Genomic DNA, 13003 nt, shown 5'->3' with positions numbered 1-13003 from the left:
ACGAGAAGTACAGGAATCCAGCAGAGCACCATGAAGGTGAGTGCCGGCTTCATTATCTCGTTGATAGAGGCGCCCCCAACACGCCCGCTGAGGTAAAGGACCGGCGCCGCGGGCGGCGTAATACACCCGAGAGCCGTGTTGACGCCGACGACCGCCGCGTAGTGGACCGGATTGATGCCCAGCTCCATAATGATCGGGAGCAGGATCGGCGTGGTCAGAACGACGACGCTGATGTCGTCCATGAGCATTCCCATAAGGACAAGGAATATATTGATCATGAACATGATTACCCATTTGTTCGTTGAGATCGAGTAGAAGAGGTAAAGCACCTTTCCGGGGAGGTCTTCAAGGATATAGAGTCTTGAGAGCATCGAGACGGAATAGAGCATTACCATAATGACGCCCGTTGTGATGGAGCATTCCACCACGATCAGGTAGAGGGTCTTCCATGTAAGTCCCTTATAGACGAAAAGTCCAATCGGTATGCAGTAGAGGACGGCAAGAGCGGAGGCCTCGGTCGTCGTCATGATGCCGCCGTAGATACCACCGAGGACCATGACCGGCATAAAGAGGGCCGGAATCGCGAGGCGTCCGCGTTCACGGAACATCTTCAAACGTTCCGCGCCGGTACGCTTCTTTGTGACAAAGACCTGCTTGTTATCGCGCAGCATCCAGACGTTGACGGCGGAGATCAATATCGTGGTGACGATTCCCGGTCCGATCGTCGAAAGGAAGCAGGCGAGAACGGAGATGCCGCTGATCCAGGCAAAGATGATAAGCGTCGCGTTGGGGGGAATGAGCAGCCCCAGCAGCGAAGCGTTGGCCATCAGCGCGCAGGCGTGTCCCATCGGGTATCCGCCCTGTTTGAAACGCGGGAACATGATCGCGCCGATGCAGGAGAGCGTCGCGCAGGCGGCGCCGCAGATAGAGCCGAATACCGCGCAGGAGACTGTACCGACGATGCCAAGCCCGCCCTTGATGTGGCCGACAAAGACATCGACCATGTCGATGAGCTTTTCCGCGATGCGCCCGCGCTCCATGATGCCGCCGGCAAGGATGAACATCGCGATCGCGATGAGCGAGACGGAGTTCATCTGCGTGAAGCCGTAGGGAAGCAGCTGCGTCGCCTGATAGCCCTCCATGTTCGGGCCGCCGAAGAATATCAGCCAGGCGCAGGAGGCCATGAAGCTGACTGGCACGGGAACGCCGATGACGAGCGCGGAAATGAGTATTATAAGTGCTACATAGATCATTACTTTTTACCTCCAGAGAAGAGTATCTTTCCCGCCCTGATCATGTCCCACATGAAATAGTAAGACATTGAAACGAGACCGAGGAATATCGACAGATAAGCCGTCCAGAGGGGTATTCTCCAGGCAACCGTACGCGGGAGCGCGACGCCGGTCCCCAGAGGGCCGAGGAATCCGAAGATAAGATAATCCCAGCCATACTTTGTAAAAAGAAGGGTCACTCCAAGCGTTATAACGGTCTTTATGAAAATCAGGAGCCTCTTGAGAACTCCCTCCTTAACATAAGACTGGACAAGGTCGGCGGAGACATGGGTACCGGCGAAGGCCCCATATCCGGCGCCCATAAAGTAGAGCCAGAAGGCAAATATTTTGATCCACTCTTCATAACCGTAGAGATCCATCTCAAATACGTAGCGCATTATCGTCGCCGCGCTGATGATTACGGTAAGAAGCATTGACATCACAAAACAGATGATCGAATATAAACTAACGGTGATTTTGTCAAAGAGACATTTTGGGGGTCTTACATTTGGCTGGATGTCTTCAAGATCGGACGGTATCGTCTGTTCGACCTTTATTTCATCAATTGACATTTGTGGTACTCCTTTCAGAGACGGAAAAGCCCAGAGGGGACGGCGCCCCTCGGGCTTTCTCGTTAACGCATGTTAAGCATCGCTGTTGAATGCCTGATATTATTACGACTAAATATTACCGAGATGCTGCTTGAACTCCTTCATCAGCTCCGTACCGGCGCCGGCTTTACCGATCTCTTCCCAAGAGTTCTCATGCAGGCCTCTTTGATGGGGCGCAGCTGCTCTTCAGTGTATCTGTAAACCTTGATGCCCTTCTTTTCCATAAGCTGCATGTACTTCTCGTCTTCCGCCTTCACGTTGTCTATCGACTTCAGCGTGTACTTCTTGGCGATATCGAGGAATACCTTCTGATCTTCGGGGCTTAGCTTCTTCCATGATTTATCGCTTACCATATAGGCGAGGTATTCCATCGAGTAGTTCGTAGCGTACCAATACTTAATGACATCGCCGAGGATGGTGTAGGCGGCAGCCGTCGGATAGCCGTCGGCGGCATCACAGACGCCGGTCTGCATTGACTGATAGACATCGGGATAGGGGATGGTGATGGGACGATATCCCATTTCCTTCGCGCCGGCCGTATAGCAGACCATGTTCGGAACACGGGTGAGAAGGCCTTTGTCAACCTTCGGATCCAGGGGAGCCTTCGCCTCTTTCGCCGAGGCTATGCCGATAAAGCCCTCGATATAGGAGCCGATGAGGCGGACACCGAGGGGGGTAAGGAATTCGTTGAGCTTCTTAGGAAGCCACGCATCGGGGTCAAAGGCCTTTTTAGCGGCGTCATAACCCGTAACATATCCGTTGGCGTAAAGAATCTCAAGACGCGGATCGAAGTCCGTAGCGACCGACATACAGGCCATATCGACGGTACCGCGGATCATCTCTTCCATAACAAGGGTGTAATTGCCAAGCTGGCTCGCCGGATAGACTTTGACCTCGACGCGGCCCTGCGTGCCCTCGTTGATCTCCTTAGCCATCTGCTCCATCATCTTCGTCGCCATATGATCCGGCGAAGACTGGCCGGCGAAACGGAACACCGTCGGCGCGGCAGTTGCGGGGCTTATCATAGCTACAAACAGGAACATTACTGCAAACATAAGTGCAAATTTCTTCACGAAAAACTCTCCCTTCAGAATCGAACCTTTTTGAGACTCTGTTTAGTTTTTGTTTCAAAAGAAAAAGCGCTTACATTACACGTAGCCTTAAGAACTTTCCTCCTTCTCCAGCGTAAAATATGCAATGTGTAAACTAGTAAAAAAATGCAGTTGCTAGGAAATAAATTACAACAAACATCTTATTTAGTCAATCTTTTTTACACAATGCTCTGCCGCGTCTGATTTCCACCAGTGTTTCATCAAGTAAAATGTAATTTAAGTTACTTGCAACCCTGTATCAAATACAGACGTAAAATTTATATCCTCTATTTTTTTGTCAATGTACAAAAAACGCTTACAACAAGCCAAAAATCAGTCTATATCAAATATATTGGCCACCGTTGTTTCACGAGCGCAGCCCCGGCTTTGTTGAAAATTAAAAAGCGTCTTTTTTAAAAATCTGATATATCAGACAGCAAAATTTCTGCTATTTTGTTAAAATATAAATTAAAATTTATTTTTATAGTTAACCTCAGCGCAGAAAAATTGCTCCAAATATTCCAAATATTATAAGCATCGCCGCCGGATTTTCTTTAAAGAACTTACTGTATTTGACAAGTCCGACCCCCGCGGCAAAGAGGGCGATCGCCATGACACCGTTATTCCATGTCGAGGTAAACGGCGATATTATCGAAAGGGTCAAAAGTCCGGCTACAACAGGGCGAAGCATCAATTTAAAGTTCTTACTCTTCTCCGGACTCACACGCTGAAGCAGAAAAAGTATGATGGAAAGTGCTAAAAGCGGCGCGGCTACAAGAGCGAGCGTAGAGGTCAACGACCCCCAGAAACCGGCCTGCTGGTAGCCGGCGAAGGTCGCGGCGTTGATCGCTATCGGCCCTGGAGTGACCTGTGATACGGCCACCATCTGATTGAACTCCTCAACACCCATCCAGCCGTTTTTCGTTACAAGCTGGTATTCTATCAGCGGCAGTGTAGAAAGGCCGCCGCCAAAGGCCGTTATCCCAATCTGCATAAAGGCAAAGATAAGCTGCGGTATCCTCGTTATTTTGCCGTAATCCTTTCATGGACGAACTGCATCGCGATGACCGCGGCCATGACCAGGAGGGGGTGCAAATTGAGGACGCCGATCAGTGAGATCACCAGCAGATACGGAACGAGGTTCCACCATTTTCCAAAGAGGGCGTTTTTTACATTATCGATAATAACAAGGACGATTATCGCGCTCGTACCGGCAAGGACACCGCGGAAAAATCCCTTGACCGCCGGTACGTCGGAATACTTTATTATAAATGGAGATAAGAAAAGTATTATAAGGAACGGCGGCAATATAGCGCCGGCAACGGCGACGATGCTGCCGATAAGCCCACGGTAATGGCGTCCCATGAGCCAGGAGATGGAAACGGCTATGGGACCCGGCATCGAAGCCGCGAGGCTGACCATGTCGGCAAAGACCTCCGGGTCGATGTCACGCCGCTTTTCTTCCTCCAGCTGCACCATGCCGAGAATCACAATACCGCCTCCGAAGGTGACGGCGCTTATTCTAAAAAAGAAGACAAAAAGTTCAAGCAAGCTCATATTTCAAAACTCCAAATATCTTTACTGTCTCTTTTATACGATACCATAAAAAGCCAATAACGACCAATTATTTTCCTACATCTTCTAGATATATCAGATGATATATCATAAACAAAAAAAATACAAATTTTTTCTCTCTCTTTTTCGCCCTGTTACAAAAATATTTTATGGCTTAAAATCATTGCATATAGCAATACCAAGCTTTAAGGAGGCAATACCTGAATGAAGATAAAAAAAGCGCTTATCTGCGCGCTGGCGCTGGCGATAATCCCGGCGGCACAATCCTTTGCGGGAGAACGAGAGACGGAGGCTGCGCGCGAAATAGGAACTCTCGTCCGCGAGCAGCTTTCGCCGGAACGCATAGAGGTCACAGTCGCGGACGGCGGAAAACTGGCCTGGATAGAGTGTGCCGGCGCCATGATATCTGGGATCAGAATAGAATCTATGAAGCTCGCCGCCGAGCTTGCGGAGCTGCCCGCCAATATCCAAGACGGTGGCGGTATGGAGCTTTCAAACCGCATCACATCATCACGCGGCGAAATAGTATTAAGAGAACGCGACGTGAACGACTATTTCGCCTCCGGAAAGAGCACGGGGGGCTTTTCCGAGCTGCGTTTCAAATTTTATCCTCAGGGCTACAGCGCCGAGGGGAAATTTGAGGCTGACGTGGTGATAATAAAGATAAATCTCGATCTGAAGGCGGAGGGAAAACTGGGACTGAAACAGGACGGGGTATACCTCGAAGATACGGTGATCTACGCACAAGGGATAAAACAGCCTGAGAATATCACCGAGCTGGTGACCGGCAGGGTTAACCCGCTGCTTCCATTCGCCAAGATACCGTTTCCCGTCAGCTTCAGCCGCATGACGATGAAAAACGGCGAGGCGCTGCTGACCGGAGAGCCAAAAAAGATAGACGGAGGCAATGTCTGGCGCTGGAACCGCTGATAATAGGCTGACATTATTCACGCAAACGACAAAAAAAGAGACTATTGATTTTCAACGGATATCAACAGTCTCTTTTTTTATATTTAAGTTTACTATAGTCAGCTTTGGTCTAATAGTATTTACACTAAATATCAAATACAGGGGAGCTGTTTTGATAAAAACAGCCTTAGTTTTCTGAATTCCACTAAATTACACACAAAATTTATACACATCATGTGGATAATTTTTTGTTTTACTCAGTTTTTCCCCATCTCATCACCTTTTCCTATCCCTCTATTACATTTATGTAAAACCGTATTTATATATTATTAATATTATTGTTACAAATACTTTATAAATTATTCACGTTATACACATTTACTCACAACGATTTTTTTATTGATACTTTTCAGTAAAAAAAGAGTATCATCAGCTATCATCAAATTTTCAGATTTTTACATCTTTCCGCAGTCTTTGGCTCTACAACTGACTTTTGTACGCTGTTAATATTTTTGTGTTTCTCAATGTGTATATGTGAATAACTTTTGTGTATTTCTTTCTAAAACTTCGATTATCCTATTGACTTGAAATCTTCTTTATGCCTGGCTGAAAAAAATATTCCCATTGGGTATTCCCAAAAATCATTGAAATTTATTTTTTGGTCTTTAGCTGATTCATGATAAAATCTCTAGTTGGAAGAATATCTATTTTATCTTCTGTTGGAGTGAACCGAATGGATTTAGACATTATTTGGAAAGAATACTATAAGTACTGCATGGAAAAGATGGGGGCCGAAGATAAGACTGCGGAGATATATCTTCAGACTTGTATGCCCCTATCGCTTGAAGACGGCGTGCTTGTACTTGACGTCGCCACTCAATTTGCGATGGATCAGATAAAGTCGAGATACCTCGCAAGGATGAAGGAGCTGCTCATCGAGACAAGCTTCGGTACGGATATCAAGCTCAAGATATCCTCCGACCAGCCCGAGTCCACAAGAGTGCAGGAACCGCAGCCTAAGAGCCCGCAGCCAAAGCCGTCGGCGGGACGTAACGGCCTTAATCCGAATTATGTCTTCTCGACATTCGTCGTGGGAAAGTCAAACAGGCTCCCCCACGCCGCGAGTCTGGCGGTCGCCGAGTCCCCGGGAAATACCTACAATCCCTTCTTCATCTGGGGAAAGGTCGGACTTGGCAAGACGCACCTTATGCACGCCATCGGGCACCATATAGCGGCTACGAACAATAATACAAAAATACTTTATGTCAGCGCGGAAAAGTTCACCAACGATCTGATCACCGCGATCAGGAACAACACAAATCAGGAATTCCGCGCGAGGTACCGCGAACTTGACGTGCTGATGATAGACGACGTGCAGTTCATAGCCGGCAAGGAGCAGACGCAGGAAGAATTTTTCTGGACCTTCAACACCCTGCATGACGCGAAGAAACAGATAATCATAAGCGCCGACAGACCGCCTAAGGACATCGAGGGTATCGCCGACAGACTTGTTTCACGTTTCGAATGGGGCCTGGTAACCGATATCCAGCCGCCGGATCTGGAAACTCGCGTCGCCATACTCCAGAAAAAAGCCGAGATGAAAAAGTACATGAACATCCCTGAAGATGTCATCATGTTCATCGCGCAGAATATTCCAAGCAACATCCGCGAACTCGAAGGCTCACTGAACAGGATCGTCGCCTGTTCGGATCTCAACCACGAGCCGATCAACATCGAGAACGCAAGCGTATGGCTAAAGGATTTGATCAAAGAACATCCGCTCGGAACCGTGAGTATCGGCCTTATCCAGCAGCTGACGGCCGAATCTTTCGGCTTCACCGTCGAAGAGCTGCTATCGAAGAAGCGGACCGCCGACCTGGCCCTCGCGCGTCAGGCCGCGATGTATGTGGCGCGCAATAAGACAAGCGAGGCGCTGATCCAGATTGCCTACGCCTTCAACAAAAAGGATCATACGGTCGTTATCCACGCCTGCAAGAAGATTGCAGAGCTTATCAAGACGGACCTTCGAGTGCGCTCTTTTGTGGATAACATTGTGAATAAGTTATAGTTTTTTGCGTAAAATTGGTGCATTGATTTGTGGGCAGTTTTATTTTACAGATTTTCCACACAAAAATTGTGGATAGTGTGAATAAGTTTGTGAATTAATGAAAATCTTTTGCACATCGAAAAATTGCGTCAGAGCGGGTGGAAATATACTTTTCCACATTTCCACAGCCCCTACGACGACGAATACGATTTTATTTATAAAAAAGGTGTATTAATAGGAGGGCTCGTACATGAAGCTTACAATCAACAAAAAGCAGTTCCTTGCAAGCTGGGGTCTCGCTGAGAGAAGCACATCCGCTTCAGGATCGGTGAGCATACTCTCGTCAATCCTCGTTAAGGCGGACTTTGAATCGGTACTGCTGCAGGCGACCGATATAAAGACATCGATAATCTGCTTTGCATCCGGCGTTACCGTAACAGAACCAGGAGAGGCCGTTTTCCCGATCAAAATGGTCAGCGACCTCTTCAAGAAGGCTCCCGGTGAGGAATTCACCATCGAGGTAAACGAAGGAAAGGTGATTCTGAGAGCCGGCAGAAGCAAATACAACTTCTCCAGCTATCCGGTACGCGAATTTCCCGTACTGCCGTCATCGGACAGCGCTGATCTCTTCTGCCGCATATCGGCGGCGGAGCTCGCTAAGGTTATCGAAGAGGGAACGCTCGCGGCCTCGACCGGTGAGGAATTCCCGCTCTATCTCTCCTCCGCAAATCTGCAGATAACGCAGAACAGACTGAACATCGTCTCTACGGATACGCGCAGACTCGCGCTATCCTCAGCGGTGGTGACCGACGGGGCCGAAGCGGTGACGGCGCTGCTGCCGATGAAGGGGGTAAAGGAGCTTCAGAGGATACTCGGCTCGCTGAACCCGGAGACGGAGGTAAAGGTGCTCTTTGACAGCGCGCAGTTCTACTTCAAGACCGAGACGCTGGAATTCACCGTCCGCCGCGTGGAATCAAAATTCCCCCCCTATGAAAAAATACTGCCGAAGAACAGCACCCTCAACGTCGTTACCGACAGGGGAGGGCTTATATCCGCCCTTGAACGAGTGGACGTCATCGTTCGGGACTTTAACCGCATGGTAGTTCTGGACATCATTCCCGGCTCGGAGATGGTATTGCGCGGTAAGGCCCCCGATTTCGGACAGGCCAAGGAAGAGATCGGCGCGGAGGCGGAGGGCGAAAAGCTGAGGATCGCCGTAAACTCAAAGTTTTTCCTGGAAGCCCTCAAGGTGATGAGAGATCCCGAGGTGAAGCTTTCTTTCAACGGCCAGGCCGGCCATATGGCGGTAAAACGCAGTGACAGCGACGATTTCTTATGTCTCATCGCGCCGATCAACCTCTCTGAGGATGAACTCAGGATGTTTGATACGGAGCAAAACGGAGCGGATGGGATTTAGCCGGGTTCGGTTCAATAATTTTAAGAATCTTGAGCCCCGGGAGATGAGATGGTCCCCGGGGCTGAATTTACTTACCGGCGAGAATGGCGCTGGCAAGACCAATATCCTTGAGGGGATAAATATCGTCTCCGGATGGGGGCCGCTCGAACGCGGCGCTAAGACTCTCTCAATGCCTACCTGGGGCAGCGGCTCTTCCGAGGTGCAGCTTACCGGCGAGCTTGAATCAGGCGGGATAATCCGTGTGAAAATATCGCGCCGCTATATGCTGCGGCTGGATGATAAATCCGTGACCGCCGCGGATCTGCGCTGGAATATACCGGTGCTCACCTTCCTTCCCGACGACATGTCTATCGTAGAGGGCTCTTCCGCCTTCCGCCGCCGGCTGCTGGATATGCTGCTGGCGCTGATCGTTCCCTCCTACGCGATGCGTCTGGCCGAGTACAGGCGCGGCGTCCGCCAGAAGGCGGTATTTCTTAAACGCGGTATGCCGGCGATGATCGCCGACCGGGCGCTGCTGCCGCTTGCCGCCTGGATATGGCGGATGCGTTTGGAGGGCGTAAAGCTGCTCTCTTCATGTCTCGAGGGGATGGCGGATCTCACGCCGGTGAAGATCACGCTGTCGCTGAAAAGGGGCGGAGCCGGTTTCGACGAGGACTGCGAGAACGATTACGCGAAGGCGGTCATTGCAAACCGCGGCCGCGAGGCGGCGGTGAAATTTCCCATAGTGGGGCCGCACCGCGACGATATTATTATCATGGCCGGTGAAAGACCGGCCTCCGAGGCTTTGAGCCGCGGTCTGCGCCGGCGCACGGCGATCGCGATGATGCTCGCCGCCGCCGACGGCGTGAAGAGAAAGATAGGACGCGACCCCGTCCTTCTGCTCGACGAGGTGACCGCGGAGCTTGATTCATCAGGACGGACGCTTCTCTTTGAGTCTCTGCTATCCAGGGATACGCAGGTATTCGCGGCGACGGCGGAGCCGTTTGTCGAAAAATTTCCCGGACTCATCCACAGGGTGTCGGAGGGAAGAGTGACGGAGAGCTACGAGAATTAGGATAAATATTTTTAAATCATGAAAGGCGTAAAATGTTAATAAACGACAGATATGACGTAATCACTATCGGGGCAGGACACGCCGGATGCGAGGCGGCGCTCGCCGCGGCGAGGATGGGGGCGCGCACGCTCATGATCTGCCTCTACCTCGACAGTATCGCGATGATGCCCTGCAATCCCTCGATCGGCGGACCCGCCAAGGGCCATATGGTGCGGGAGATCGACGCCCTCGGCGGCGAATGCGCCGCGGCGGCGGACAGCGCCACGCGCCATCTGCGCTGGCTCAACACCTCCAAGGGGGCGGCGGTGCGCACGCTGCGCGCCCAGTGCAGCCCTCGGCGCTACAGCGATCATTACCGCACGGCTCTGCTGACGGAGAAAAATATTGAACTGCATCAGGCGCAGGCGGCGGAGCTGATCATCGAGCACGGCGAGGCGCGCGGCGTCAAAATAAAGACGGGACAGGTATTCTTCGCGGACTGCGTGATACTCGCCACCGGTACGTACCTCGATTCCAAGATACATATCGGAATGACATCCCATAAATCCGGCCCTTTGGGTATGGTCGCCTCAACCGAGTTCGCGAGAAACCTGCGCAGAAGCGGCCTTGAGATAGGGCGTCTGCGCACGGACACGACGCCGAGGCTTCACTTCGACACAATAGACTGGGAGGCTCTCGACTGCCAGCGCAGCATTGAGGAGCCGCAGGCCTTTTCACATTTTGGAGTAAAGAAAAAATATGACGAAATGGTCTGCGGGCTGACGCGTACAAACGCGGAAACTCACAGAATAATCAGAAAATATTTTTCCGAATCTCCGCTCTACATGGGTAAGCTTGGGACGGAAGGGCCCAGATATTGCCCCTCCATCGACGACAAGATAATAAAGTTCCCCGAAAAGGATACCCATCCCATCTTTCTCGAACCGATAACCTCTGAGGGCAAGGAGGTCTATGTTCAGAACTTTTCCACTTCGATGTGTCTTGAGGCACAGTTTGAGAGCATAAAGACGATAAAGGGCTGCGAGAGTGCCCATATTCTGCGTCCAGGCTACGCCATAGAATATGATTTCGTCGTCCCTACACAGCTCAATCCGTGGCTGGAGACAAAAACGATAAAAAACCTCTTCCTCGCGGGACAGATAAACGGCACCTCGGGATATGAAGAGGCGGCGGCTCAGGGGCTAATCGCCGGCATCAACGCGGCGCTGCGCGTGCAGGGCTCCGAGCCCTTTGTTCTGCGGCGTGACGAGGCCTATATAGGCGTGCTTATAGACGACCTCGTGACCAAGGGGACCAGCGAACCTTACCGTATGCTTACAAGCCGCTGCGAGTACAGGCTGCTTCTGCGTCACGACAACGCCGCCGACCGCCTCTGCGGGACTGGGCATCGTATCGGGCTTTTATCGGATGAGAAATATGAGTCTTTCCAAAAAATGGCCGAAGCGACTGAGGCTGAGGAGAGACGTCTGGAAGAGTTAAAAATCCCGCCCGCCGCCGAGGTTAATGAGAGGCTGGCCGCGATGCCGTCGTCGCCGCTCAGCGAGGGTATATCGGCGAAAAACCTACTGCGGCGTCCAGAAGTCAGCTGGTCTTTCGTCGCCGAACTTACGGGATCGGAACTTGATCCGGAGTGCGGCGAGAAGATTGCGAATGAGCTTAAGTATGAGGGCTACATCAGCCGCCAGCACAGACAGGTCGATAAATTCAGGCGCATGGAACTGCTGAAGATACCGTCTTATATTGATTTCGGCGATGTTCATGGGCTCTCCGCAGAGGGGCGCGGCAAGCTGGAAAAAATCAGGCCGGCGACGCTGGGACAGGCCTCTCGCATCCCCGGAGTGCCGCCTACCGATATCCAGCTTCTCTGGGTCGCGATAGAAAACGGACGCAGGCAGCGGCATGAAAAAGATTGACGGCGCGAGAGCCGCCGGCGATATCGTCAGAGCGGGAATAGGGAACCATGCTAAGTCCATGGCCGACGCCGAAAGGTGGGCGCAGCTGACGCTGTCCGTCAAACTCACCGAGTTGGAAGAGCGCTGGGAGGAGATCGCCGGTTCGCCTTTGGCTCAAAAGAGCCAGCCGGCCCAGTGTGAGTATTCCGAAGAGATAATGACGCTCACCGTAAATGTTTCCGAACAGAGCATCCTCTCCGCAGTACGATTCCGCCGCGCGCAGATAGAGAAGCGTGTCGCCGCCTTCTTTGGCTGTAAAAAAATTAAGGTTGATTTTCGCGTAGGCCCCATAGTCCGCCGCTCGCAGGCCCAAGAGCCGCTGCCTTCATACAAAAGACGCGCGCCGTTAGTTCTCTCCGACGAGGATGTCGAGGCGGAGAGGCGTGATTTTGAAGAGTCGGGGATCTCGGAGGAGCTTGCGCTGCGGATGGCTAGAGTCAAGCTATCGCTGGAAAAACTGGCAAAGAGAGCCTCCAATTAATAATAAGTAGGCCATTATACTGATAATTCTGCTAAAAATAAGAAAAAACTATGTATTTTTACTCTTATATACACAAAAGATAGAGTTTATGATATTATTAACGTAGGCAATTAAAAAAGAATATAAAAATCTAAAAATGGAGGAATAGAAATGAAAATCGGAGAAGTAATCAAAGACGGAGATTTTAAGGCTGAGAAGCACGTGCCGACAATAGAGGCCCCCGAAAAGATAAAGGCCGGAGAAGAGGCGCTTGTTAAGGTAATGGTGGGACAGGAGATCAAGCACCCCAACACCCCACTCCATCACATCAGCTGGATTCAGCTTTACTTTAAGCCGGAGGGTGCGGCTCCCGTCGTCGAAGTTGCCAGATTCAACTACAGCGCCCACGACGACACGATGAATCTTGAGACGCCCGGATGCGTTGCGGCCGATCCCGCAAGCTGCGTGAGAGTCAAGCTGACAAAGCCGGGAACATTTATCGCGGTGAGCTACTGCAACATCCATGGCCTCTGGGAGAGCGCGAAGAAGATCGAAGTAGCATAACCCAAGTTTTTTAAAGACCAATACGGAGCGCGGCCCCTGTTAAATGGAGGGC

The 13003-nt window shown here is 51.0% G+C and carries 12 protein-coding genes; 7 read left to right on the top strand and 5 right to left on the bottom strand.

Going from position 1 to position 13003, the window contains the following annotated elements; translation table 11 throughout:
• The 5 genes from LIO98_RS14800 to LIO98_RS14780 form a co-directional block, all read right to left on the bottom strand.
• Positions 1-1253 (bottom strand): TRAP transporter large permease (locus LIO98_RS14800; RefSeq protein WP_291958890.1); only part of this gene is annotated, 1253 nt, incomplete at its 3' end.
• Complete coding sequence (locus tag LIO98_RS14795) at positions 1253-1843, bottom strand: TRAP transporter small permease subunit (RefSeq protein WP_291958888.1); 591 nt, start codon at positions 1841-1843, stop codon at positions 1253-1255. The genes LIO98_RS14800 and LIO98_RS14795, both read right to left, overlap by 1 nt.
• A gap of 143 nt (positions 1844-1986) precedes the next feature.
• Positions 1987-2955, bottom strand: coding sequence for a TRAP transporter substrate-binding protein DctP (dctP, locus tag LIO98_RS14790; RefSeq protein WP_291958886.1), 969 nt, complete (start codon positions 2953-2955; stop codon positions 1987-1989).
• 511 nt (positions 2956-3466) lie between these two features.
• Entirely contained in the window at positions 3467-3979 is a 513-nt protein-coding gene (locus LIO98_RS14785; RefSeq protein ID WP_291958903.1) for a chromate transporter, read from the bottom strand.
• 17 nt (positions 3980-3996) lie between these two features.
• Positions 3997-4530 (bottom strand): chromate transporter, encoded by a 534-nt coding sequence (locus LIO98_RS14780; RefSeq protein WP_291958884.1) that lies wholly within the window; start codon positions 4528-4530, stop codon positions 3997-3999.
• A gap of 222 nt (positions 4531-4752) precedes the next feature.
• Between LIO98_RS14780 and LIO98_RS14775 the strand changes: the two genes are divergently transcribed.
• The 7 genes from LIO98_RS14775 to LIO98_RS14745 all read left to right on the top strand — a co-directional run bounded on the left by LIO98_RS14775 (position 4753) and on the right by LIO98_RS14745 (position 12951).
• Positions 4753-5478 (top strand): DUF2993 domain-containing protein, encoded by a 726-nt coding sequence (locus LIO98_RS14775; RefSeq protein WP_291958882.1) that lies wholly within the window; start codon positions 4753-4755, stop codon positions 5476-5478.
• A 712-nt stretch (positions 5479-6190) separates the two neighbouring features.
• Entirely contained in the window at positions 6191-7525 is a 1335-nt protein-coding gene (dnaA, locus tag LIO98_RS14770; protein ID WP_291958879.1) for a chromosomal replication initiator protein DnaA, read from the top strand.
• A gap of 229 nt (positions 7526-7754) precedes the next feature.
• Positions 7755-8921, top strand: a complete 1167-nt coding sequence (gene dnaN / locus LIO98_RS14765) for a DNA polymerase III subunit beta (RefSeq protein WP_291958877.1) — start codon at positions 7755-7757, stop codon at positions 8919-8921.
• Positions 8872-9975, top strand: a complete 1104-nt coding sequence (recF, locus tag LIO98_RS14760; protein ID WP_363304521.1) for a DNA replication and repair protein RecF — start codon at positions 8872-8874, stop codon at positions 9973-9975. The genes dnaN and recF overlap by 50 nt, the downstream gene beginning before the upstream one ends.
• Before the next feature lie 32 nt (positions 9976-10007).
• Complete coding sequence (mnmG, locus tag LIO98_RS14755; RefSeq protein WP_291958873.1) at positions 10008-11888, top strand: tRNA uridine-5-carboxymethylaminomethyl(34) synthesis enzyme MnmG; 1881 nt, start codon at positions 10008-10010, stop codon at positions 11886-11888.
• Positions 11875-12408: a DciA family protein gene (locus LIO98_RS14750; protein WP_291958871.1), complete on the top strand. Its 534-nt coding sequence runs from the start codon at positions 11875-11877 to the stop codon at positions 12406-12408. Before mnmG ends, LIO98_RS14750 begins: the two co-directional genes overlap by 14 nt.
• Positions 12409-12558: 150 nt before the next feature.
• The gene (locus LIO98_RS14745; RefSeq protein ID WP_291958869.1) at positions 12559-12951 is read left to right on the top strand and encodes a class II SORL domain-containing protein; all 393 of its coding nucleotides are present in this window, start codon (positions 12559-12561) and stop codon (positions 12949-12951) included.
• The last annotated feature ends 52 nt before the right edge of the window (positions 12952-13003 follow it).

It is taken from the genome of Cloacibacillus sp. (assembly GCF_020860125.1).
Taxonomy (GTDB): Bacteria; Synergistota; Synergistia; order Synergistales; family Synergistaceae; genus Cloacibacillus.
Note: the sequence above shows the minus strand (reverse complement) of the source record. Positions and strands in the feature narration are given on the sequence as shown.

What these genes read in the sequence shown, in the direction of transcription:
- LIO98_RS14795 (WP_291958888.1), bottom strand. Translation starts at nt 1,843, where the DNA reads ATGTCAATTGATGAAATAAAGGTCGAACAGACGATACCGTCCGATCTT.
- LIO98_RS14780 (WP_291958884.1), bottom strand. Translation starts at nt 4,530, where the DNA reads ATGAGCTTGCTTGAACTTTTTGTCTTCTTTTTTAGAATAAGCGCCGTC.
- LIO98_RS14775 (WP_291958882.1), top strand. Translation starts at nt 4,753, where the DNA reads ATGAAGATAAAAAAAGCGCTTATCTGCGCGCTGGCGCTGGCGATAATC.
- dnaA (WP_291958879.1), top strand. Translation starts at nt 6,191, where the DNA reads ATGGATTTAGACATTATTTGGAAAGAATACTATAAGTACTGCATGGAA.
- dnaN (WP_291958877.1), top strand. Translation starts at nt 7,755, where the DNA reads ATGAAGCTTACAATCAACAAAAAGCAGTTCCTTGCAAGCTGGGGTCTC.
- recF (WP_363304521.1), top strand. Translation starts at nt 8,872, where the DNA reads ATGAACTCAGGATGTTTGATACGGAGCAAAACGGAGCGGATGGGATTT.
- mnmG (WP_291958873.1), top strand. Translation starts at nt 10,008, where the DNA reads ATGTTAATAAACGACAGATATGACGTAATCACTATCGGGGCAGGACAC.
- LIO98_RS14750 (WP_291958871.1), top strand. Translation starts at nt 11,875, where the DNA reads ATGAAAAAGATTGACGGCGCGAGAGCCGCCGGCGATATCGTCAGAGCG.
- LIO98_RS14745 (WP_291958869.1), top strand. Translation starts at nt 12,559, where the DNA reads ATGAAAATCGGAGAAGTAATCAAAGACGGAGATTTTAAGGCTGAGAAG.